The sequence below is a fragment of the Microlunatus endophyticus genome (assembly GCF_014646195.1).
GTDB classification, from domain to species: Bacteria; Actinomycetota; Actinomycetes; order Propionibacteriales; family Propionibacteriaceae; genus Microlunatus; species Microlunatus endophyticus.
This window is the reverse complement of sequence record NZ_BMMZ01000005.1, coordinates 124,495-146,712: the sequence shown is the minus strand read 5'-3', so window position 1 is coordinate 146,712 and position 22,218 is coordinate 124,495. Positions and strand designations below refer to the sequence as shown.

The window sequence follows — 22,218 nt, the reverse complement described above, 5'->3', positions numbered from 1 at the left end:
CCCGAAGCTGTGACGGACCTGAGAGATCCTCGGTCGCCGCTGAGTCGGCCGCAGGTCGACACACCTTCGACGCTGCGACGTCTATCGCGGAGTTCGGATCGCTTCGGTCCTAGAGTCCGGACCGGAACCGAGCCTTGTGAGGAGTGGCACAGTGGAGGCAACGCTGCCCGAGTCCGGCGCCGTGAGCGGCGCACCGCCGAGGACCCGGGTTGCTCGTCGGACCAGGTCACGGTCGGCCCGGGACGCCTGGGTGTTCGTCGCCTGCGTGGCTCCGAACGTCGCGTTGATCATCGCCTTCATCTACCGTCCGCTGATCTCCAACATCTACTACTCGACGCTGAACTGGTCGCTGGGCGACCGGTACGCGACCCGGGTGGGCTTCGGCAACTACGTGCAGTTCTTCACCGGTTCCGACGCCGGGACGATCCTGGGTACGACGGCGATCTTCACCATCGCAACGGTCGGCGGATCGATGATCATCGGGCTGGCGTTGAGCCTGGTGCTGAATCAACGGCTGATCGGTCGAGGGTTCGCCCGGGCGACTGTGTTCGCACCGTACGTCTTGTCCGGAGTCGGTATCGGACTGGTCTGGACCTTCATCTTCGATCCCACCACCGGCGCTCTCAGCGACATCCTGCGTGGGCTGGGCCTTTCCGCCCCGAACTGGTTCGGCAATCCCCATCTCACTCTGCTGATGGTGATCATCGTCTACGTCTGGAAGAACCTCGGCTACTGTGCGGTGATCTACCTGGCGGCGCTCCAGGCGGTACCGGTCGATGTCCTCGAGGCCGCCTCGATCGACGGAGCCGGGGCCTGGAACCGGTTCTGGCGGGTGACGCTGCCGCTGATCTCGCCGACGACGTTCTTCTTGTTGCTGACGACGATTCTGAGCTCACTCCAGGCTTTCGACCTGCTCTACATCATCTCGCCCCAGGGCTACGGCACGAACACCCTGATGTTCGCGACCTACTACCAGGCGTTCCAGGCTTCGCAGGCCGGCTACTCGGCCGCGATCTCCACCATCCTGTTCGCCATCTTGTTGATCATGACAGTGATCCAGATGGTGCTGATCGAACGGCGGGTGCATTACCGGTGACCGCGTCCATCCTGCAGAGCCCCGCCCGGCCGGTAAGCCGCCGGCGGCGGCTGAACCGGTCGTCGCCCGCCGGTTACGTGCCGCTTATCCTGAGTGCGGCGGTGATCGTGATCCCGCTGCTGTGGATGGCGATCGGCTCGCTCAAGACCTCTGATGAAGTGGTCACCCAGCGACTGGTGCTCGTCCCCTCACACCCGAGCTTCGCGGCCTACCAGACGGCGTCAGAGCTGGTGGACTTTCCCCGGCTGTTCCTGAACAGCTTCATCGTCACCTTTGTCGGCTCGTTGGTGAAGATCGTGCTCGCCATCACCAGTGCGTACGGGCTGGTGTTCGTCCGGTTCCCCTTCAAGCGGATCATCTTTCTCGGCATCCTCGTCGCGCTGATGGTGCCGTCCCAGGCTGCGCTGCTGCCCAACTACACATTCATAGCCAGCCTCGGGGGAGTGAACACCTACTGGGGCATCATCCTGCCGGGCCTCGGAACGGCGTTCGGCACTTTCCTGCTCCGGCAGCATTTCCTCACCCTGCCGCCTGAGCTGCTGGAGGCCGCGGAAGTCGATGGCGCGGGCCACTTCACCCGGTTGACGCGAATCGTCGTCCCGGTGTCGCGGCCGACCATCGCGACTGTGGCTCTGGTGACGATCGTGACGGAGTGGAACGACTACATCTGGCCCCTGGTGATCACCAATTCACAGCAGATGATGACGCTGCCGGTCGGTCTGACGCTGCTGCACAACACCGAGAGCGACCCGAGCCTGTACCCGGTGATGATGGCCGGAGCGGTGCTCGTGGTCCTCCCGGTCCTGATCGTCTTCGCCGTCCTGCAGCGCCAGATCGTTGCCGGCCTGACCCAGGGGGCGGTGAAGTGACCTTCCGACCTGGTGTGCGCGGTCTTGATCGTCGAGCCTTCCTGGGACTCACCGGTGCCGTCGGCGTGGGTGCCGCTGTCACCGCCTGCGGCGGGCCCATCGTGACCAAGAACGGCAGCGGCACGTCCTCCACGATCAAGCCGCCGGACTTCTCGGGAGTCAAGCCGGCGAGCAAGATCACCTTCTGGACCGACAACCCGGGCAGCTCGCAGCAGGTGACCCAGCAGATCATCGACAAGTTCACGGCCCAGACCAAGATCCAGGTCGAGCTGGTCACAGCCGGGTCGAACTACGACCAGATCGCCCAGAAGTTCCAGACCGCGCGGGTCGGCGGCGGGGTGCCCGATCTGATCGTGCTCTCCGACGTCTGGTGGTTCCGCTACTACCTGCAGGGTTCGATCATCCCGCTGGACACCGCACTGACCGCGGCCGGGATCGATCCGGACGACTACGTCCCGACGTTCTTCAACGACTATCGCTACGGCGGCCATCAATGGGCCGTGCCGTGGGCCCGCTCGACGCCGCTCTTCTATTACAACAAGAACCATTGGCGGACGGCCGGTCTGCCGGATCGTGCTCCGATGACCTGGGAGGAATTCTCCGAGTGGGCGCCGCGGCTGCAGTCAGTGACCGGCAGGACCGGTGCCCAGCATGCCTTCGAGTACACCAGCTCGGTGAACACCCCGGCCTGGGTGGATCAGTCGATGCTCTGGGGTGAAGGCGCCGCGCTCTCGGCGGCTGACAGTTTCAAGCTGACGATCGACGCGCCGGAGGTGGTGTCGGTCTTCCAGAGGATCCAGGACAACATCAGGGTCCACAAGTGGGCGATCATGGCCGGGAGCAACGAAGCCAACGACTTCTCCGCCGGCGCGGCCAGCGCGACCTGGGGCTCCACCGGAAGCTCGGTCGGCATCCAGAAGACCGCAACCTTCGAGATCGGTGTCGGCTTCCTGCCCGGCGGTTCGAAGGTCAGGCAGCCGGTCTGTCCGACCGGCGGCGCCGGACTGGGGATCGCAGCGCAATCGTCGCCGGCCAAGCAGTTGGCCGCCGCTAAATTCATCGCCTACCTCACCAACGCCGAGAACACGGTGACCTTCGGCGAGGCGACCGGCTATCTCCCGGTCCGTACGAAGGTCGACACCGCGGCGCTGCGAAAGGCCAACCCGCTGGTCGGGACACCGCTGGAACAGCTGGCGCGGACCCGTTCGCAGGACTGGGCGCGGGTCTTCATCCCCGGGGCGGACACCGCTATGACGCAATCGATCACCCAGATCTGCAATTCCGGTGCCGATGTTCACAAGACTCTGACCCAGCTGCAGGAGACCGTCCAGGGGCTCTACACCCGACAGGTCGAGCCGAAGATCAGCTAGCTCCGCGTTCCAGCTGGGGCCCGGCCGGCTGGCCCGACTGGACTGGCTGCTGAGGACGGTCCGATAGACTCTGGTCGCAAGAGTCCCGCAGCCTTGTGGTGTGCGGGACTTAACAATTGACGGGTAAGGGCGGCGATCACATGCCGGGAATCGTTGTGGTGGGCTCGCAATGGGGCGACGAGGGCAAGGGCAAGGCGACCGATCAGATCGGTGACCGGATCGACTACTGCGTGCGCTACTCCGGTGGCAACAACGCCGGGCACACGATCGTCGTCAACGGGGAGAAGTTCGCGCTGCACCTGCTGCCGTCCGGGCTGCTGAACCCCGGCGTACGGCCGGTGATCGGCAACGGCGTCGTGGTCGACCTCGACGTGCTCTTCGCTGAGATCGATGCCCTAGAGGCACGAGGGGTCGACTGCTCAGGGCTGGTCGTCTCAGCCAACGCGCACGTGATCACCAGCTACCACCAGACCATCGACAAGGTGACCGAACGGTTCCTCGGCAAGGCCCGGATCGGCACCACCGGGCGCGGCATCGGCCCGGCGTACGGCGACAAGATCAATCGACTCGGCATCCGGATCCAGGACCTGTTCGACGAGTCGATCCTGGCCAAGAAGGTCGAGGCCGCGCTCGAGCAGAAGAACCATCTGCTGGTCAAGGTGTACAACCGGCGCGCTGTCGACCCGACTGAGGTCACCGAGCATCTGCTCGGCCACGCGGAGCGCATCAAGCCGCAAGTCGTGGACACCGCGCGGATGCTCAATGACGAGCTCGACGCCGGCAAGGTGGTGCTCTTCGAGGGCGCCCAGGCGCATCATCTAGACGTCGATCACGGCACCTATCCCTACGTGACCAGCTCTAACCCGGTCGCTGCCGGTGCCTGTGTCGGAGCCGGTGTCGGACCGACCCGGATCGACCGGGTGATCGGCATCGCCAAGGCCTACACCACCCGGGTCGGTGAGGGGCCGATGCCGACCGAGTTGCTGGATGCCGACGGCGACCGGCTCCGCGAGACCGGTGCGGAGTTCGGCACCACGACCGGACGGAACCGGCGCTGTGGCTGGTTCGACGCGCTGGTGGTCGAGCATGCACACAAGATCAACTCGTTCACCGACATCTTTCTGACCAAGCTGGACATCCTGACCGGCTGGGAGAAGATCCCGGTCTGCGTCGCCTACGACGTCGACGGGGTCCGACACGACACGATGCCGATGACACAGACCGAATTCCACCACGCGAAGCCGGTCTACGAATTCCTGGACGGTTGGCAGGAGGACATCTCCGGCTGTCGCAAATTCGGCGATCTTCCGGCCAACACCCAGGCCTACGTCAAGCGCCTCGAGGAGCTCGTGGGCTGTCGGATCTCCGGGATCGGTGTCGGCCCCGGACGCGGCGAAGTCGTGATGATCAACGATCTGCTGGCCTGAGCGCGGGCAGCCGCCGCCGCGCTCCCCGCTCGGGTCTGGCGCCGCGGAATCGCTGTCACCCGGATCCGCTCGGTAGGCTAGGTGGACGTGGCAGAGCTTGGAGCTGAGATGTCCGTGCTGGTGGTCGGCAACGGTGCCCGTGAGCACGCCATCGCTCTGGCACTGAGTCGCGATCCTGAGGTCGGCGACCTCTACGTTGCACCCGGCAATCCCGGCACCGCGGCCATTGCCGAGAATCGCGCGGTCGATGCTGACAACCCCGCTGCGGTGGCCGCATTGGCGACCGAACTCGGCGTCGATCTGGTGGTCGTCGGACCCGAGGCTCCCTTGGTCGCAGGGGTTGCCGACGCAGTCCGGCTAGCCGGCATACCGGTCTTCGGCCCGAACGCTGCCGCGGCCCGGATCGAGGGCAGCAAGGCCTTCGCCAAGGAGATCATGACCGCTGCCGGCGTACCGACGGCCGCGGCCGTGGTGTGCACCGATGCCGGAGAGGCCCGACAGGCGCTCGAGGAGTTCGGTGCGCCGTATGTGGTCAAGGACGACGGCCTGGCCGCGGGCAAAGGGGTCATCGTCACCGACGACCTTCGAGCCGCCATTGAACACGCCGCACATTGCGGCCGGGTCGTGATCGAGGAATTCCTGGACGGGCCTGAGGTCAGCCTGTTCGCCTTCGTCGACGGCCGTACTGTCGTCCCCTTGCAGCCAGCCCAGGATTTCAAGCGGGCCCACGATGATGATCAAGGACCCAACACCGGGGGGATGGGGGCGTACACCCCTTTGCCATGGGCTCCGGACGATCTCGTCCAGCAGGTGGTCGACACGGTGATCCAGCCGACGGTCGACGAGTTGGCCCGCCGCGGTGCACCGTTCGTCGGGCTGCTCTACACCGGGCTCGCGTTGACCAGCCGCGGCATCCGGGTGGTGGAGTTCAACGCCCGGTTCGGCGATCCGGAGACCCAGCCGCTGCTGATCAAGCTCGACACCCCCCTCGGGGGCGTGCTCTACGCCGCCGCCACCGGCAAGCTCGCCGATCTCGCGCCGCTGCGATGGAAGCCTGGCGCGGCGGTCGGTGTGGTCCTGGCCTCGGAGGGCTATCCGGAGCAGCCGGTCACTGGCCGGGTGATCACAGGGCTTGATGACGTCCCGGTTCCGGTGCTGCAGGCAGGCACCAGCACCGACGATCGCGGGCAACTGGTCAGCTCGGGTGGCAGGGTGCTGACAGTCGTCGGCCTGGGTGAGGATCTGCACGCGGCCCGCGACCAGGCGTACGCCGAGATCGCCAAGATCAAGCTCGAGGGTGCCTTCTACCGTACGGACATCGCACTCGCCGCAGCCGAGGGCAAGGTGGAGATTCGATCATGAGCATTCCCAATGTGCTGGCCAACCGGTACGCGTCCACCGCGATGCAGCAGCTGTGGTCGGCGGAGAACAAGATCATTCTGGAGCGGCGGCTGTGGATCGCCGTACTGACCGCACAACGTGATCTTGGTGTCGACTTCGGCGGCGACGACCCCGACGTGGTGATCGCGGCGTACGAGAAGGTCGTCGACCAGGTCGACCTGGCCAGCATCGCCGCCCGGGAGCGGATCACCCGGCATGATGTCAAGGCGCGGATCGAGGAATTCAACGCGCTGGCCGGATTCGAGCACATCCACAAAGGGATGACCAGCCGGGACCTGACCGAGAATGTCGAGCAGCTGCAGATCGTCTCGGCGCTCAAGATCATCCGCGACCGGGTCGTCGCCACGTTGGTCACGCTGACCAGGCTGGCCGCCGAGTACGCCGAGCTGCCGATGGCCGGCCGCTCGCACAATGTCGCAGCCCAGGTGACCACGCTCGGGAAGCGCTTCGCCACCGCGGCCGACGAGGCGCTGGTCGGCTATGCCAGGATCACCGATCTGATCAACCGCTATCCGCTCCGCGGTATCAAGGGCCCGGTCGGCACCAGCCAGGACATGCTGGACCTGCTGAACGGCGACGAGTCGAAGGTCGCCGAGCTGGAGCGGCGGATCACCGAGCATCTCGGCATCCCCGAGGTGTTCACCTCCACCGGGCAGGTGTATCCGCGGTCGCTGGACTACGACGTGGTCTCGGCGCTCGCGCAGATCGCCGCGCCGCCGTCGAATGTCGCAACCAGCATCCGGCTGATGGCCGGCAACGAGTTGGTGACCGAGGGCTTCCGTCCCGGCCAGGTCGGGTCGTCGGCGATGCCGCACAAGATGAACACCCGGTCCTGCGAGCGGGTCAACGGCCTGTCCGTGATCATCCGCGGTCACGTCTCCATGATCGGCGAGTTGGCCGGTGATCAGTGGAACGAGGGTGACGTCTCCGATTCGGTCGTCCGCCGGGTCGCGCTGCCGGACAGCTTCTTCGCCTTGGACGGTCTGTTCGAGACCTTCCTATCGGTGCTCGCCGACTTCGGCCCGTTCCCAGCGGTGATCGAGGCCGAGCTGGAGAGCTACCTGCCCTTCCTCACCACCACGAAGGTGCTGATGGCAGCGGTCCGCAACGGCGTCGGCCGGGAGACCGCCCACGAGGCGATCAAGGAACATGCGGTCGCCGTCGCATTGGAGATGCGGGAGACCGGCCGGCGGGACAACGACCTGCTGGACCGCTTCGCCGCCGATCCGCGGCTCGGGCTCGATCGGCACGCTCTCGACCAGGTCCTCGCGCATCCGCTCGAGCTTGCCGGTACGGCGGTCAGCCAGGTCTCCGCGCTGGCGGCCGAGGTCGAGAAGATCGCCCAGGAGCATCCGGAGGCGGCGGCGTACCGGCCCGGCGACATCCTCTGATCCAGGCTCCCTGAGCTTGTCGAAGGGTCAGCGATATCCCCGAGCCTGCAGGTCGTACAACTCGGCGTAATGGCTGCCGGCCGCGTACAACTCGGCATGGGTGCCGACCTCGGCGACCCGGCCCTCCCGCAGCACCACGACCAGATCGGCCGACGCGACGGTCGAAAACCGATGGGTGACCAGCAGCGTCACGCCGCCTCGGCCGCCGGCCCGGCGGGCGGCATCGGCGTACCGCTCGAAGAGCGCGTGTTCGGTGCCGGCGTCCAGTGCGGCGGTCGGCTCGTCCAGCACCAGCAGCAGAGGGCTCTCGCGCATCATCCCGCGCGCGATCGCGAGCCGCTGCCACTGACCGCCGGAGAGTTCGACACCGCCCGGCCAGGTGGTGCCCAGCTGGGTCTGCAGACCGGTCGGCAGTGCGGTCAGCACGTCCGTCGCCGACGCCCGGTCCAGCGCCGCGTGCACGGCGGTCTCGCTGTCCAGAGTGTCAAGATCACCAACGCCGATCGACTCCTGGGCGAGCAGCTCCAGCCGCGCATAGTCCTGGAAGGCGCCTGACATCCTTGCCCGCCACTGCTGATGATCAAGATCATTCAGGTCGACACCGTCGACGAGCACCCGGCCTTCGGTCGGAGTGAGCATCCCGGTCAGCAGTCCGATCAGGGTGGATTTGCCGGCCCCGTTCTCGCCGACGACGGCCACGACCGCGCCAGCGAGCAGGTCGAGATTCACATCGCTCAGCGTCGGCTTCTCGGCGCCGGGATAGTTGTAGCCGAGACCGATAGTGCTGATCCCGGCGCGGAGCCGTCGGGGCGGCGTTGCCGTGCCGGTGTGCTGGGCCTGCTGTTCGGCGGCATAGTCCCGCAGCCACAGGAATCGCCCGCCGTCGTTGCCGACCCGGATCAGCACCCGCATCGACCACTGCAACACGTCGCTGGTCATCTGCAGCCGAGTCACCAGGCTCGCGGCCAGGACGAACGCGGCGACCGGGACTGCGCCGGCGATGGTGTCCCGCAGGATCCAGGCCAGCACGATGCCCGCAACGGCGAAGAAGAAGACCGACGTCGAGGTCTGCACGATCGCCTGCCGCCGGGCCAGCGCCACTCGCAGGTCCAACCAGCGGCGGGTCGCCGCTGCGGTCGCATCGCGCAGCCAGGACTGCAGTCCGAAGACCCGGACCTCGGCTCCGGGGCCGGGCCGGACGGCCAGGTCGAGCAGGTGCTTGACCTGCCGGCTGGGCTGGGCGGAGGCGTCGTCGGTCTGGGTCTGCCACCGGCTGGTCCAGCGTGCGGTGATCACTGCCGGAACGCCGGCGATCACCACCAGCAGCATCCGGGGATCCGCGGTCAGCGCCAAGGCCAGCGTTCCGCCACCCTGGACCGCCATCCGCAGCGCGTTCAGCACCATGTTGAACGCGAAGCCCAGCAGGCCCTGATGATCGCGCAGGGTCTGGGCCTTATCCTGGTATTCGGCACTCTGCAGATGATCAAGGGTGCTGATCGATGAGGTCAGCCGGGAGATCTCGGTGTCGAACCAGAAGCCGACCCGTTCGTACTGGGAGATCCGGGCGTTGTTACCGATGATCATCAGCACGCTGACGACGGTCAGGGAGACGACGAAACAGATCAGCGCCCTGATCACCAAGCTTCCGTCGTGCTGGATGGCGCCGGTCACCAGCCAGGCAATGAACAGCGGCTGCAGCATCCCGACGAAATTGCCGAGGGTTTCCAGCAGGCAGACCAGGCTCTGCCGAGGGCTGACCCGGATCGAGGCGGCGACCACCAGGGCGATGGACTTGATCATGGTGATCAACGGACTGCTCCTTCAGCGATCGCGGCGGACTCGGTGGACCGCCCGGAGGCCGTGGCGAACCGGCTGGCCTGCAAGGTGAACATGTCGGCGTAGCGGCCGCCGCGCTGCAGCAGCTGGTCGTGGTTGCCGTCCTCGACGATCCGTCCGTCCTCGATCACCACGATCCGGTCGACGTGGCGTACGGAGCTCAACCGGTGGCTGACCAGGACGGTGGTCATCCCGCGCGTCACCTCCAGGAACCGGTCGAACAGCTGTGCCTCGGCCCGTACGTCCAGGGCCGCGGTCGGCTCGTCCAATACCAGCACTCCGGATCCGCCGGCGACCGCGGCCAACGCCCGGGCCAGCGCGACCCGCTGCCACTGGCCACCGGAGAGATCGGTGCCGCCGGCGTATTCACCGGAGAGCACGACATCCCAATCGTCGCCGAGCCGGGCCAGGACATCGTCGCCGGCGGCATCATGCAGGGCAGTACGGATCACGGCATCGATGTCGGCTGCGCCGCGAGCACCCAGGGCGACGTTCTCCTTCAGCGACAGCTGGTAGCGGACGAAGTCCTGGAAGATCACCGCGACTCGGTCGCGGGCCGACGGGTCGGTCGCGGGATCGGCACCGTCGACCAGGACCGCACCGGAGTCCGGTCGGTAGAGGCCGCAGAGCAGCTTGATCAAGGTCGACTTGCCGGCGCCGTTGACGCCGACGATCGCGACGGACTGGCCCGCCGGGATCCTCAGATCGAGTCCGTCGAAGACCGCCGTCTCCCGGCTCGGATAGCTGAAGTGCAGATCGCGGATCACGATCTCCGCCGGGGCGACCGCAGGATCGTCGACACGTCGCACAGATGGAGGAATTTGTGACCCCTCGGCATATCGGAGGCCGGGGAGCTTGACCTGGAGTCGGGCCGTACGCACCCGCTCGGTCGTGGCCATCGCCTGACTGAAGAGCACCTGCTCATCTCCCAGCATTCCGAGCGCCTGCAGGCCGACCGAGGCCCCGACCAGGGCAGTGACTGTCGCTGCCGGGATGGCGCCGGTCCAGGCCTCATGGCCGAGGACCGCGTAGAACAGCGCTGTGCAGGCGGCCATCACGATCGTGCTGGACAGCACCGGCCCGATCGTCGCATTGCGACGGCGCCAGACGTCGGTCATCGCTTGCCGCCACATCGTGCCGTAACGCTCGATCATCCACGTGGGCAGGCCGAACAGCCGGATCTCCTTGGCTGCGTCGGCCTTCATCAGGGTGTCGAAGAGATAACTGGCCCGGCGGCGCTCGATCGGTGGATCGAGGGCCATGTCGGCGAAGATCGACAACAACCAGGCGGTGAGTGCCCGGCCGGTGACCAGGTAACCGGTGACCAAGATCAGCGCGGCCCACCAGTGCCAGGTCACGATCACCGCGAAGGCGCCGATACCGCTCAATCGGGTCTGCAGCACCGTCCAGGTGCCGGCGATCCCTTCCAGGTAGGTCCATTCGCCGATTGCCTGCACCATCCGATGCAGCCGGCGTGACTCGTCCGGTTCCTCGAGGTGCTCGATCCCGCTGGGGGAATTGGCATATTCGGATGTCAGTGCGGCCACCCGGGCGGCGGCCGCGGAGGTGATGTGCTGGCTGAGCACGTTGATCACGCCGCCGACGACCGGCGGGACCAGGAAGCTGATCGCCAGCCAGACCAGCCACATCATCGCCTGATGGGAGGCCGCCGACCCGGGATGGCCGACCGCTGCTACCCCGGACCCGATCACTTTTCCGAGCAGCACAATGCCGGCTGTCGAGGCGGCCGCTCCGATCAGAGTGAGGATCAGCGCGGCCAGTGAGGCGGCCGGTGCCGTCAGCCAGAGCAACTGCGCATGGCTGAGGTAGGAGCGGCCGACCGGCGCGATCGAGGCGATCCGTGTCCTGACGGCGCGTCCGGAGCGGGTCTGCGAGGCGGCTGACAGAGGCATGGCGCCATCGTGACATCACTATGACGCCATGTCAACCAACAATGACGTCAAACTGGCATCAGAGCGGTGTCATTGTTGGCCCTGCGGCGTGTGGGCGATCATGGTCGCGGCTCGCGGCGAACCCCGTGGTCCGATGATCTTGGTGCGGTCGTCCGTTCCGTGGGCCAATAAGGCGGATCATTCGGAGTCCGGTGGCTCCAGGCGCCATGCGTAGTCCTTTGCGGCGTCGTCCGGGCTGTGCCAGCGCTGTGCTGGGCCGGCCACGCGCAGGATGTCGGTCAGCCACCAGGTCTGGTCGGGGTCCCAGCCCGCCAGCACGGTCGCGGCCTCGTCGGTGACAGCCAGCGATCGGGTGGCGGTGGTCAGGTAGCCGGATCACGGTCAGGTGGACGCCGTCCCAGTCGTCGGCGTCGCCAGGGCTGTCCTCCTCCCAGATCAACTTGATCGCCCCAAGTCGGGGTAGCTGTCTCGTGGTGGCGATCAGTCCGCTGAGGGCGGGAATCGACCACCAGTGCCCGCTGTAGTTCGCGGCTGGGTCGGCGGACAGCAGCCGACGATCCCGCTGGTTGGTCTGCATCTCGGCTGCACGCCACCGCTCGAGGCGCGTGGTGGTGTCGCCAAGAGTCGGGTCTACAGGCGGGTGCAACTTGTCGTGGCGGTCGAACCGGCTGGTGTAGCGGAGTGCGTCGAGGTCTACGGCGGTCGGCCACCACCTCGCGCCGGGCGCCGACACCACGGCCTCGCCGATCGGACCGAGGGCCGCAACGACTGGTGCGGCTCGGCTGATGACGTCTTCCGGATGTGGTTCCTGCCAGCCCATCGCGCTCGACACGGTGAGGTCCATCGGATCGGCGAATGCCAGCGGGTCGGTCCAATCCGGGATCGGGCTCGGATCGATGTCGGCGAGCAACTGGACCAGATTGTCCAGCAGCCGGTCGTTGCCCGGCTGCCAGGCGGCCTGCGACCACGCGGAATGAACCTGCTCATCGACGCCGCCGGCGATTGCCAAGCACAATCCCCGTCCGCGCGGCGCGGACAACAAGGCTTCGACGTTCGGGAGGGTCACTGCGCCAGAGTCGGGCAGAAGCTGCCGGACACGCAATCGGGTTTTGCCAGATCTCGGTGCGGATCCGGGGACGTTGTCAGTGCAGACATGAATGATGGGCGCATGCGATGGGATCCTGGAGCTGCGAGGGCGTTTTCCGCGACGCACGCTCGCGTGATCGATCGTCGCCGGCTGAGCGTGGTGCTGGGAGACGATGGCGATACTGCCGCAGTGGTGGCCGCGTTGGACGGGTACCGGAACCCCGACGGCGGTTACGGGTGGGCACTGGAACCTGACCTCAGGTCGCGGACGAGTCAACCGGTTGGTGCGATGCACGCATTGGAGGTCCTGGCTGACATCCGCGATGTGTTCACCCCGCGGCCACGCGAGATCTGCGATTGGTTGGCCGAGCATGCCCTGGCGGATGGAGGTCTGCCGTTCGGGCTTGGTCATGCCGACTCCGAAGGGGAGGCACCGCACTGGAGGGACGCCGATGCGTCGGTGTCGTCGCTGCAGATGACAGCCCAGCTTGCCGCCCAGGCGCACCGGCTGGCGGCCCTACGGCCGGATGTGGCCGGCCACCCCTGGCTGGCCGGCGCCACCGAGTATTGCCTGTTCGCGATCGCGGATCTGCGGGAGCCGAACCCGTACGAGTTGATGTTTGTGCTGCGCTTCCTCGACGCGGCCGCAGGGGTGAACCGGCGTGCCGCCGAGTTGGTGGACCCGTACGCCGGCCGGGTGATCAGTGACGGGCCGACTCCGGTCGCTGGTGGGGCAGAGGGCGAAGCGCTGCACCTGCTGGACTTCACGCCGTACGCCGATGCGCCGTCGCGGGCGGTATTCGGGTCGGCGGCAGTGGCGAAGGACCTTGAGCGGCTGGCGGGCCAACAACAGCCCGACGGCGGCTGGACCGTTGACTACCAGACATTCAGCCCGGCGTCCGCCTTGGAGTGGCGCGGCTATGCAACCGTCCAAGCGGTGCGCATTCTCCGCAGCGGCGGTCTGTGATCAAAGTCAGAGCTTCCTGCCGACGATCATGTCCGAGGGACTTCCTGGCACGATCGTGATTGTGGATTCGGCAGTGTTGGTGACGTTTGACGACCTGCGCGGTGTCGTGGACCCGCTTCGTAGCGTTTCGCGATTGCCTGCGGGTGATGGCTTGAGCCTCGCGGAGGTGATCCCGCCACATATGACCATGGCATCGCCGGCCTGTACGGATCCATCAGGGGAGGCTGCCCGGGACAGGCTCCGCGGCTGCGTCGCTGGACTCGATCAGTTCATGGTCCGGTTCGCAGACGTCCGGACCTTCCCTCAGGGAACGGTCTATCTGGCACCGGAATCAAGTGTCGATCTTGATCGCTTGCTGGCGGCCGTTGCGCACGGATTCGCAGAGTTCGGCGGCGTTCGGGCCGACCACGTCTGGCACCTCAGCGTTGCACGTCGCGGCGGCGAGCCATTGGCCGGGCGATTCCGAGCATCATTTCGTCCAATTGATGCACTTGTCAGGAGTGTGTCGATCTGGACGCAGGAAGCGCCGGGAGGCCGCTGGTCGCTCTGCCACGACGCGCCACTCGCCGGATCCGCTTCATCGTCGCGATCGGGGTAGTGCGATGCGCGTCGATGATCATCTAGGGTTCGGCACAGGAGGCTGACGATGAGCGATGATGCTTCGGATGGCTGGACACGCGCGGCGATGGTTGTCGGTGGTGTTGCCCGCCGCGGCGACGAGATCTTGCTGGTTCATGAGCACACTCTTGGCGGTGAAGGACCGGACCAGTGGGTGTTGCCGGGTGGACGCCTCGAGCCGGGTGAGCTGCTCGATGCTGCTGTCAGGCGCGAGGTCGAGGAAGAGACCGGGTTGGTGGTGAGATCGGTCGGTTCGCTGGCGTTCGGCACCCAGCATTACGCGCCCGGACGTGATCAGCCGCTGTTGTTTCTGGCGTTCAATGTTGATCTTGGCGAGGTCACGGAGGACAGCTTCACGCCCGATGATCCTGACGATTTGATCATCGAGGCACGATTCGTGCCGTTGCGAGAGGCGATCGACCTGGTGCTGAGTGCCGGTGTCTTTCCCGGTTCGCAGTCGACCGCAGACTTTCTTCGCCAGGAACCCGGCGATGGTCCGACGTTCTCGTTGTGGGATCTGAACCGGTACGGCGATGGGCCGCTTGTGCGCCTCCCGGACGATCATCCTCCGGCTGGCTCCGCCCGCCAGCCAGACGGAAGTGACCAGGCGTTCCCGCCCCACCCATGACTGGCCGGCAGTGGTCGGGTCGTGATCCAGGCACTATCGATGGACTCCACTCAGCAGTCGGTCGCGGCCTGCTTCGACTCCGGCAGGTAACCCGGTCACGTGGTAGTGGCGCAGATACCAGAGCCCGTGGAGCAGCCAGAGTGCACGGTAGCTGCGATCGTTCGGCGTCCGGAACATCCCGGGATCGCCGTAGCCGTCCAGGATCCACTCGACCGGGAATCGTGACCCTTCTCGGAAGTCCCATTTGGCGAAGTCGTTGGCCACGGGTTCCGCTGCGGCCACACCGAAGTCGATGATCCCCGACAGCCTTCCGTCGTGCACCAGGACATGGATAGCCAAGAGATCGTTGTGGCTCATGATCATCCGAGGTGGAGCCGTACGGAACGTGTCGACGATCTCCCGCAACCATCCATGGATCATCGCGGGTGCGAGCCCGACGGACCGACCGGCTTCCTCGAACTCCTTCGCCCGACCGGTCACGTTGGCCAGCCACTGATCCGGGGTGGCGAACTCGCCGACGCCGGAGCCGTCCAGATTGCCGAGGCCGTGCACCGGGATGGCGTGGAGCTGCTTCAGCCATTCCCCAACCTCTCGCAGGACGCGGCGAACGTTGACCTCGTCCGGACCAAGATCGGCGAGTCGCTCGCCCGGCAGCTTCTCCATCACCATCACGGACCGGACCTCGCCGTCGACCTCCATGCGACGAACGGCGTGAACCCGGGGAGCCGGAATGCCTCGTGCCCTGCACTCGCCGACGACCCACGCCTCCCGGTCGTGGCTTTCGGCCCCGTCATGCGCGATCCGCACGATCACGGATGGGGCCCGCTCCATCGTGACGTCGTAGACCTCGTTCTGCTCGCCGTCGAGAATCCTGCGGGAGTTGATGATCGGCGCCCTCGTCACCTCGCCGACCACCGACGCCACGACGTCCATCGGCGTCGTCCATGCACCGTGCAGAGCGGCCAGGTGCTGGCCTCGGTCGACGTCAGACGGTGCCCCGACTCCGCGCTCCGACATCCCAGGATCGTAAGCGCCGGCGTACCGAACAGGCGACGCAGTTTCTCGCGACCGGCGTCGGTTCCTGGGCACTCTGCGTCTTCGCCCCGCGCCGGTGTTGACTCTCGGGCGGACGAGGATGGCACCGTATCGGTGTGGCCCCTGATGAATGGATCGGAATCGGCGCATTCGCGCAGCTGTCGGGACTGACCGTCGACACGTTGCGGCATTACCACCAGATCGGCCTCCTGGTGCCGGCGGAGGTCGATGACCGCACCGGCTACCGCCGCTACCGACTGCGCCAACTGCCGCGCGCCCGCACCCTGGCCGTCCTGCGGGACGTCGGGATGCCCCTCGAGGAGGTCGCCGCCATCGTCGACACCTCGGATCGAGGGGCCCGCCGGGCGCGGCTGGTCGAGCACCGCCGTCGCTTGACCCAGGCGGCTCGCCGGGCGGCTGCGCAGGTGGACGCAATGGACCGGATGATCGAAAGAGAGGATGTCGTGGAGTCATCGCTACGCGTGGACGAGGGAGCGCCGTTGATCAGCAGCGAGAGATTCGCCAGGGAAGTGCGCGGGGCTCTCGACCGCACCGACTTCGACCACCTGGGTGCCCGGCACGAGGGGAAGGTCCGTGACAGCTACGTCGACGGGGATGTTCGCACCATCGTGACCACCGACAGATTGTCGGCGTTCGACCGGCTGGTGGGAACGATCCCGTTCAAGGGGCAGATCCTCAACGCAATCGCGAAGTATTGGTTCGACGCCACCGCAGATATCGTCCGCAATCACCTGATCGAGGCGCCCGATCCGAATGTCTGGCGGGTCCGCGAGTGCACGCCGGTGCCGCTGGAATTCGTTGTCCGTGGCTACATCACGGGCGTCACGAACACATCGCTGTGGATCAACTACGAGGCCGGGACACGAAGTATCGCGGGCAACCGACTGCTCGACGGGCTTCGCAAGAACCAGCAATTGCCGGATCCGATCCTGACACCGACGACCAAGCTCGAGGAGCACGATCGAAACCTCAGTCGTTCGGAGGCGATCGCCGGCGGCCTCATCACAGCCGAGCTGTTCGACCGCTGCGCCGAAATCTGCTTCCAGTTGTTCGCCCGGGGCACCGAGATCGCTGCCGAACGCGGGTTGATCCTGGTCGACACGAAGTACGAGCTGGGGCTGCTCGGCGACGAGATCGTGCTGATCGATGAGGTTCACACACCCGACAGCTCGCGCTATTGGTATGCAGACACCTACCAGGAACTGTTCCGCAGCGGACAGGAGCAGCGAGCACTTGACAAGGAGCCGTTGCGGGAGTGGATGGTGGAGCGAGGTTTCCACGGCGAGGGAGAACCGCCGATCCTGTCCGACGACGTACGGATCGCGACAGCGACCCGCTACATCCTCCTTGCGGAGGAGCTGACCCAGCGATCCTTCGAGCCTTCAGAGCTGACCGCGAGCGAGCGGGTGGTGAAAGTCCTCGGCGGCTGACCCAGGGCAGCGCAAAAAGCTGTTGACGCCGCCGATCCGGAGTCGTAACGTCGCGTGATTGTGCGCCGCTACCTTCTCCTCGCTTCGGCAGAGTTCCGGCGGCAGAGCACCTACCGGCTCGCGCTGGCCGCCGGCATCAGTGCCAACACCGTCTTCGGGTTCATCCGGTTCAGCGTCTTCTACGCCGCCCTGGTCGGAGCCGGCGGGACCATCGCCGGCTACGACCGGGCTCAAGCGTCCACCTACGTCTGGCTGGGCCAGGGTCTGCTCGCCGGTATCGGGCTGCTCGGCACCCATGAGGTCTCCGAACGAGTCCAGACCGGTGAGATCGCGATCGATCTGTCCCGGCCGATCGACCTCCAACTTTCCTACTGGGCAAGGGACTTCGGTCGGGCGGCTTTGATGATCCCGGCCCGTGGCCTGTTGCCGGTGATCATCGGCGCGGTCACCACCGGGCTGGCGTTCTCGTCCTCCCTGTGGGCGATTCCGCTCGGATTGATCAGCCTGGCGCTGGCGGTTTCGATCAGCTTCCTGCTGCGCTACGGGGTGAATCTGATCAGCCTGTGGACCATCGATGTCCAGGGCTACACCAGCCTCTACATGCTGCTGATGTCGCTGCTCAGCGGCTTCTACGTGCCGGTGCACATCTTCCCGGGATGGCTGCAGGTGATCGCCACCGCGTCGCCGTTCCCGTCGATGTTCCAGAGCCCGATCGACGTGATGTCCGGCAGGGTGGTCGGTGCGGCCGCGCTCCGGGTGGTCGGCGTGCAGCTGGTCTGGACGATCGTGCTGGCCGCGGCTACCAGGCTGATGCTGTGGCGCGGCTCGTCCCGATTGGTGGTGCAGGGTGGCTGAACTGGTATCCCCGCCGACGACCGATCTGGTCACCAAGCGGGAGTCGTACGCGATCCTGCTCGCCTCCAGACTGCGCGCCCAGATGACCTACCGGTCCAGCTTCTGGATCAACACCGTCAACTCCTTCTTCACCGGCGTGCTCGAATTCGTCGAGACCTATGTGCTGCTCACCAACACCCCGACCCTCGGCGGGCTCAACTTCGCGCAGGCGTCGCTGGTCTTCGGTCTGGCCAACCTGGGGTGGAGTATCGCGGATCTGATCTTCGGCCAGACCGACACCATCCCGCGCTACATCCGGGAGGGCAAGCTCGAGGCGTTCCTGATCCGGCCGATGCCGCTGCTGGCGCAGATGATCACCGCGGACTTCCAGCTGCGTCGCGTCGGCCGTGCCTTCCTTGGACTGCTGATCGCGGTGATCGTCCTGTTCTGGGTGCACCTGGATTTCAACGCCGCGACCATCTACTTGTTGATCACCACGCCGCTCTACGGTGCCGCCATCTACGGCGCTCTGTTCGTGCTCGCCGGCGGTCTGCAGTTCTGGATCGTCGACGGATCAGAATTCACCAATTCCTTTGTCTACGGGGGCTCGTACGCCGGACACCTGCCCGGCAGCGCACTGCTGCTGCCGCTGCGGGTGCTCTTCACCTTCGTCTTCCCGGTGACGGCGACGGCGTACGTGCCGTGTTTGATCATGTTGGGAATGGACGGTCCGAGCTGGCTGCCGGCCTGGTTGGGCTGGTTGCCGCCGGTCTTCGCGGGCTGGACCTGGTTGCTCGCCGCCGTGGTGTGGCGCCGGGGCGTACGTCATTACACCGGAGCCGGAGGGTAGGCGTGTTGACCATGAGCGATGCCATCATCGAATTGGACGAATTGCGCCGCACCTTCATCGTGCGGGCGCGGACCGGTGGCCTTCGCCGGGTCGCCCGCGAGGTGCATGCCGTCGACGGCATCAGTGCACGGATCGACGCCGGCGAGGCGGTCGGCTACATCGGGGCCAACGGCGCCGGCAAGTCGACCACGATCAAGATGCTGACTGGGATTCTGGTGCCCAGTGGTGGACGGGTCCGGACCTGCGGCTATGAGCCGGTGCCGCAGCGCAGGACTCTCGCCCGGGAGATCGGTGTCGTCTTCGGTCAACGCAGCCAGCTGTGGTGGGACCTGCCGCTGCGGGAGTCCTTCGACATCCTGGCCGCGATCCACCGGCTGCCGGCGGCACGGGCCAGACCGCGGATCGAGCAGTTGATCGAGGGTCTCGAGTTGCAGGCCTTCCTGAGCACTCCGGTCCGGCAGCTGTCCCTGGGGGAGCGGATGCGGGGTGAGGTCGCGGCTGCCCTGGTGCACCGGCCGCGGCTGTTGATCCTGGACGAGCCGACCATCGGGCTGGACATGATCAGCAAGGAGCGGCTACGACAGTTCCTGATCACCGAACGAGCCGAGGAAGGCACCACACTGCTGCTGACTACCCACGACATGAGCGATATCGAGCGACTCTGCGAACGGGTGCTCGTCGTTGATCATGGAAAGCTCGCCTACGACGGAACACTCCGCGGACTGTCCCGGCGGGTGGCGCTGCAGCGGGTCCTGGTCGTCGACCTGGCCGAGCCCCAGCCGGGGCTGGAGGTTCCGAGCGCCGTCAACGTCGGGACCGAGTTGAACGGCGCCCGGCAGAGCTTTTCGTTCGCACCGGACCAGACCACCGCGGCGATGGTGCTGGCCGAGGTGAGCGCCGTTGCCGAGGTCAGGGACCTGACACTGACCGAGCCGGCGATCGAGGACATCGTCCGCACGCTCTACCACCAGTCGATCGAGTCCTGAGCAGGGTCAGCAGTCAGCGCTCGTTGGGGATCAGCACCCAGCCGATGATGTAGAGGATGAACTGCGGGCCCGGCAGCAGGCAGCTCAGCACGAAGATCAGCCGGACGATGTTGGTCGGGATTCCGAACCGCCGGCCCAGGGCCGAGCAGACACCGGCGATCATGCGGTCGTTGCGAGGACGGGCGAGGGTGGGCATGTCAGGTTTCCTTCTGCTGGTTGCCAGCGCGGCCGGTCCGGCCGCGTCGATGCCTCCACTGTGCCGCATTTCAGTGTCTAGATCGAGGGTTCGGGCCACGGTCCCGGGCGAGGTCAGGGACAGATCCTGGGGATTCCCCTGTGAAGATCCGACTCGCGACGGATGCGGCCGACCCTTCGACCGCCTAGCGTCGTACAAGATCACCGTAGTTGCGGTGGGTGGATGTGGTGAGCGGACGCGGCAGGGGGACTTGGGACATGCAGGGCTCGGAGAACCGACCCAGACGAGCGCAAGCGGACGGCGACTCCGGATCCGACGATGTCCGGCCGACCGCAACGCCCCGGTACGGAACGGGTGCTATCAGCGCTTCACCGACCGAGTCACCGACAGCCTCGCCGATGGAGTCACCACCCGCCTCGCCGGTGGGGATCTCCGCAGGATCCCCGGCCGTTTCCCTCCGAGGCCGGCCGGCACACACCCCGACCGGGCCGGGTGCAGCGCCGATCGTGATCGACAACCTGACCAAGCAGTTCGGCTCCGTCCGCGCGGTGTCCGGTCTGAGTTTCACGGTCGAGCCCGGCCGGATCACCGGCTTCCTCGGGCCCAACGGCGCCGGCAAGTCGACAACACTACGGGTCCTGCTCGGCCTGGCCGGCGCGACCGCAGGGTCGGCCACTTTCGGCGGGGTCGCGTACGCAGAGCTCGACCAACCGCAGCGGCGGGTCGGCGCGGTCCTTGAACCCGCCTTCCACCCTGGCCGGACGGGCCGCGACCACTTGAGAGTGCTGGCGGTCACGGCCGGTGCCAGCGACAGCCGGGTCGACGAGCTGTTGAATCTGGTCGGGTTGGCCGATGCCGGAAGCCGGCGGATCGGCGGTTATTCGCTCGGCATGCGGCAGCGGCTGGCCCTGGCCGGGGCGTTGCTCGGTGACCCGGACTATCTGATCCTCGACGAACCGGCGAACGGCCTCGACCCGGAGGGCATCCGCTGGCTGCGCGGCTTCCTGCGCAACTTCGCCGGCCACGGCCGGGTGGTGCTGATGAGCTCGCACCTGCTCAACGAGGTCGAGGCGACCGTCGACGACGTGATCGTGATCGGCCACGGGCGATTGATCCGGCAGGCGCCGATGAGCGAACTGGCCGCCAGCACCTCGGCACGCGTACGGGTCAGGGACCCGGAGGCCGCCGGGGCGGCACTTGATCAACTCAATGCGACCTGGACGCGGCAGGAGGACGCGGCCGGTCCATACCTGATCGTTGCCGGCGCCGAGCTGGCGACCATCGGCCTGAGGTTGTTCGAGGCGGGCATCCCGGTGCTCGAGCTCGCGGCCCAGGTGGTCGACCTGGAGTCGGAGTTCTTCGCGCTGATCAATGAGCAGGACGGCGGCACGCCGCCTTCCGGCGCATCAACTTCGACAGGAGTACGGGCATGACGACGGTGCTGGCATCCGAGGTCCGCAAGATCGCCACGACCCGCGGCTGGATCATCATGATCTGCATCACGGCCGGTGTCTCGTTGGTCTTCTCCGGCATCTTCGCCCTCGTCGGGCTGATCGGACCGACCGAGGGGAACGTCTTCACCCATCCGGAGTTCATCGCCGCGATCTACACCGGCAACAATCAGGCCGCGCGGGTGGTGGCGATCATCGCCGGTGCCTTGATGATGGGCCAGGAATTCCGCTACAAGACCCTGTCCAGCAGCTATCTCGCCGTCCCGAACCGTACGAAAGTGGTCGGCGGCAAGGCGATCGTCACCTTCGGCTACGGACTGGCTTTCGGCCTGGTCGCCACGGTAGCCGGATTCATCGTCGCGACCGTCTTCGTCCTGATCAAGAACGGCAGCCTGGCGCTGGGCCACCGGGGGACCTGGCAGGCGCTGCTGCTCAACATCGTCGCGATCGCACTCTGGGCGATGATCGGTTTCGGATTCGGCATCCTGATCAAGAACATGCTTGCCTCGGTCCTGATCGCGGTCGGCTTCGCCTACATCATCGAGCCGATCATCAGCGTGATCTTCGCCCTCCAGCACTGGACGGTGCCGGCGAATCTGATGCCCAGCAGTGCCACGTCGACGCTGCTGGGGGTCGACGCCACCAGCGCGATCGGGGCGGCTGCACCCGGCGGTGCCGGTTGGCCGGCCTGGGCCGGCCTGCTGGTGCTCCTCGGATGGGCCGTCATCCCGGCGGTCGTCGGCATCATCACCACCGTCCGCCAGGACGTCGCCTGATTCCCGGCGAAGATCTGATCACATCGATAACCGCGGC

The 22,218-nt window shown here is 66.5% G+C and carries 20 protein-coding genes; 15 read left to right on the top strand and 5 right to left on the bottom strand.

Annotation, left to right across the window (positions count from 1 at the left end; all coding sequences use genetic code 11):
• Positions 1–151 precede the first annotated feature (151 nt).
• The 6 genes from IEY07_RS11770 to purB all read left to right on the top strand — a co-directional run bounded on the left by IEY07_RS11770 (position 152) and on the right by purB (position 7,554).
• The gene (locus IEY07_RS11770; RefSeq protein WP_229669993.1) at positions 152–1,096 is read left to right on the top strand and encodes a carbohydrate ABC transporter permease; all 945 of its coding nucleotides are present in this window, start codon (positions 152–154) and stop codon (positions 1,094–1,096) included.
• A complete protein-coding gene (locus IEY07_RS11765; RefSeq protein WP_229669992.1) occupies positions 1,093–1,965 on the top strand; it encodes a carbohydrate ABC transporter permease in 873 nt (290 codons plus the stop codon). The genes IEY07_RS11770 and IEY07_RS11765 overlap by 4 nt, the downstream gene beginning before the upstream one ends.
• Positions 1,962–3,335: an ABC transporter substrate-binding protein gene (locus tag IEY07_RS11760; RefSeq protein WP_229669991.1), complete on the top strand. Its 1,374-nt coding sequence runs from the start codon at positions 1,962–1,964 to the stop codon at positions 3,333–3,335. Before IEY07_RS11765 ends, IEY07_RS11760 begins: the two co-directional genes overlap by 4 nt.
• Before the next feature lie 140 nt (positions 3,336–3,475).
• Positions 3,476–4,762 (top strand): adenylosuccinate synthase, encoded by a 1,287-nt coding sequence (locus IEY07_RS11755; protein ID WP_188895566.1) that lies wholly within the window; start codon positions 3,476–3,478, stop codon positions 4,760–4,762.
• Between the two features lie 108 nt (positions 4,763–4,870).
• Complete coding sequence (gene purD, locus IEY07_RS11750; RefSeq protein ID WP_188895742.1) at positions 4,871–6,124, top strand: phosphoribosylamine--glycine ligase; 1,254 nt, start codon at positions 4,871–4,873, stop codon at positions 6,122–6,124.
• Positions 6,121–7,554: an adenylosuccinate lyase gene (purB, locus tag IEY07_RS11745; protein WP_188895565.1), complete on the top strand. Its 1,434-nt coding sequence runs from the start codon at positions 6,121–6,123 to the stop codon at positions 7,552–7,554. The genes purD and purB overlap by 4 nt, the downstream gene beginning before the upstream one ends.
• 27 nt (positions 7,555–7,581) lie before the next feature.
• Here purB and IEY07_RS11740 read toward each other — a convergent pair whose 3' ends face one another.
• From IEY07_RS11740 to IEY07_RS11730, 3 genes are read right to left on the bottom strand one after another with little or no spacing between them, the layout of a single operon-like run.
• Complete coding sequence (locus IEY07_RS11740) at positions 7,582–9,354, bottom strand: ABC transporter ATP-binding protein (RefSeq protein WP_188895741.1); 1,773 nt, start codon at positions 9,352–9,354, stop codon at positions 7,582–7,584.
• Between the two features lie 5 nt (positions 9,355–9,359).
• Positions 9,360–11,303 (bottom strand): ABC transporter ATP-binding protein, encoded by a 1,944-nt coding sequence (locus IEY07_RS11735; RefSeq protein WP_188895564.1) that lies wholly within the window; start codon positions 11,301–11,303, stop codon positions 9,360–9,362.
• A gap of 58 nt (positions 11,304–11,361) precedes the next feature.
• Positions 11,362–12,369, bottom strand: a complete 1,008-nt coding sequence (locus tag IEY07_RS11730) for a hypothetical protein (RefSeq protein ID WP_229669990.1) — start codon at positions 12,367–12,369, stop codon at positions 11,362–11,364.
• Positions 12,370–12,678: 309 nt separating this feature from the next.
• Here IEY07_RS11730 and IEY07_RS11725 point away from each other — a divergent pair, with 309 nt between their 5' ends.
• The 3 genes from IEY07_RS11725 to IEY07_RS11715 are packed head-to-tail and all read left to right on the top strand — an operon-like array spanning position 12,679 to position 14,602.
• A complete protein-coding gene (locus IEY07_RS11725; protein WP_229669989.1) occupies positions 12,679–13,356 on the top strand; it encodes a hypothetical protein in 678 nt (225 codons plus the stop codon).
• Entirely contained in the window at positions 13,310–13,954 is a 645-nt protein-coding gene (locus tag IEY07_RS24720; protein ID WP_373288841.1) for a 2'-5' RNA ligase family protein, read from the top strand. The genes IEY07_RS11725 and IEY07_RS24720 overlap by 47 nt, the downstream gene beginning before the upstream one ends.
• A gap of 48 nt (positions 13,955–14,002) precedes the next feature.
• Entirely contained in the window at positions 14,003–14,602 is a 600-nt protein-coding gene (locus IEY07_RS11715) for an NUDIX domain-containing protein (protein WP_188895560.1), read from the top strand.
• Between the two features lie 33 nt (positions 14,603–14,635).
• Here IEY07_RS11715 and IEY07_RS11710 read toward each other — a convergent pair whose 3' ends face one another.
• The gene (locus IEY07_RS11710) at positions 14,636–15,619 is read right to left on the bottom strand and encodes a phosphotransferase family protein (RefSeq protein ID WP_188895559.1); all 984 of its coding nucleotides are present in this window, start codon (positions 15,617–15,619) and stop codon (positions 14,636–14,638) included.
• Positions 15,620–15,753: 134 nt separating this feature from the next.
• Between IEY07_RS11710 and IEY07_RS11705 the strand changes: the two genes are divergently transcribed.
• Genes IEY07_RS11705 through IEY07_RS11690 form a run of 4 tightly spaced genes read left to right on the top strand, consistent with a single transcriptional unit; the run spans position 15,754 to position 19,758 of the window.
• Positions 15,754–17,088 carry a phosphoribosylaminoimidazolesuccinocarboxamide synthase gene (locus tag IEY07_RS11705; RefSeq protein WP_188895558.1) on the top strand — a complete coding sequence of 445 codons (1,335 nt, stop codon included), beginning with the start codon at positions 15,754–15,756 and terminating at the stop codon, positions 17,086–17,088.
• 60 nt (positions 17,089–17,148) lie between these two features.
• Positions 17,149–17,943 carry an ABC transporter permease gene (locus tag IEY07_RS11700; RefSeq protein WP_188895557.1) on the top strand — a complete coding sequence of 265 codons (795 nt, stop codon included), beginning with the start codon at positions 17,149–17,151 and terminating at the stop codon, positions 17,941–17,943.
• Entirely contained in the window at positions 17,936–18,772 is an 837-nt protein-coding gene (locus IEY07_RS11695; RefSeq protein WP_229669988.1) for an ABC transporter permease, read from the top strand. Before IEY07_RS11700 ends, IEY07_RS11695 begins: the two co-directional genes overlap by 8 nt.
• 11 nt (positions 18,773–18,783) lie before the next feature.
• Positions 18,784–19,758 carry an ABC transporter ATP-binding protein gene (locus IEY07_RS11690; protein ID WP_188895556.1) on the top strand — a complete coding sequence of 325 codons (975 nt, stop codon included), beginning with the start codon at positions 18,784–18,786 and terminating at the stop codon, positions 19,756–19,758.
• Positions 19,759–19,771: 13 nt separating this feature from the next.
• Here IEY07_RS11690 and IEY07_RS11685 read toward each other — a convergent pair whose 3' ends face one another.
• Positions 19,772–19,954: a PspC domain-containing protein gene (locus IEY07_RS11685; RefSeq protein ID WP_188895555.1), complete on the bottom strand. Its 183-nt coding sequence runs from the start codon at positions 19,952–19,954 to the stop codon at positions 19,772–19,774.
• A 506-nt stretch (positions 19,955–20,460) separates the two neighbouring features.
• On the opposite strand from IEY07_RS11685, the gene IEY07_RS11680 reads away from it, so the two are divergent.
• Positions 20,461–21,387: an ATP-binding cassette domain-containing protein gene (locus tag IEY07_RS11680; protein WP_229669987.1), complete on the top strand. Its 927-nt coding sequence runs from the start codon at positions 20,461–20,463 to the stop codon at positions 21,385–21,387.
• A complete protein-coding gene (locus IEY07_RS11675) occupies positions 21,384–22,181 on the top strand; it encodes a hypothetical protein (protein ID WP_188895553.1) in 798 nt (265 codons plus the stop codon). Before IEY07_RS11680 ends, IEY07_RS11675 begins: the two co-directional genes overlap by 4 nt.
• Positions 22,182–22,218 lie beyond the last annotated feature (37 nt).

What these genes read in the sequence shown, in the direction of transcription:
- IEY07_RS24720 (WP_373288841.1), top strand. Translation starts at nt 13,310, where the DNA reads ATGCAACCGTCCAAGCGGTGCGCATTCTCCGCAGCGGCGGTCTGTGAT.
- IEY07_RS11735 (WP_188895564.1), bottom strand. Translation starts at nt 11,303, where the DNA reads ATGCCTCTGTCAGCCGCCTCGCAGACCCGCTCCGGACGCGCCGTCAGG.
- IEY07_RS11740 (WP_188895741.1), bottom strand. Translation starts at nt 9,354, where the DNA reads ATGATCAAGTCCATCGCCCTGGTGGTCGCCGCCTCGATCCGGGTCAGC.
- IEY07_RS11675 (WP_188895553.1), top strand. Translation starts at nt 21,384, where the DNA reads ATGACGACGGTGCTGGCATCCGAGGTCCGCAAGATCGCCACGACCCGC.
- IEY07_RS11755 (WP_188895566.1), top strand. Translation starts at nt 3,476, where the DNA reads ATGCCGGGAATCGTTGTGGTGGGCTCGCAATGGGGCGACGAGGGCAAG.
- purB (WP_188895565.1), top strand. Translation starts at nt 6,121, where the DNA reads ATGAGCATTCCCAATGTGCTGGCCAACCGGTACGCGTCCACCGCGATG.
- IEY07_RS11690 (WP_188895556.1), top strand. Translation starts at nt 18,784, where the DNA reads ATGAGCGATGCCATCATCGAATTGGACGAATTGCGCCGCACCTTCATC.
- IEY07_RS11715 (WP_188895560.1), top strand. Translation starts at nt 14,003, where the DNA reads ATGAGCGATGATGCTTCGGATGGCTGGACACGCGCGGCGATGGTTGTC.
- purD (WP_188895742.1), top strand. Translation starts at nt 4,871, where the DNA reads ATGTCCGTGCTGGTGGTCGGCAACGGTGCCCGTGAGCACGCCATCGCT.
- IEY07_RS11710 (WP_188895559.1), bottom strand. Translation starts at nt 15,619, where the DNA reads ATGTCGGAGCGCGGAGTCGGGGCACCGTCTGACGTCGACCGAGGCCAG.
- IEY07_RS11685 (WP_188895555.1), bottom strand. Translation starts at nt 19,954, where the DNA reads ATGCCCACCCTCGCCCGTCCTCGCAACGACCGCATGATCGCCGGTGTC.
- IEY07_RS11725 (WP_229669989.1), top strand. Translation starts at nt 12,679, where the DNA reads ATGCACGCATTGGAGGTCCTGGCTGACATCCGCGATGTGTTCACCCCG.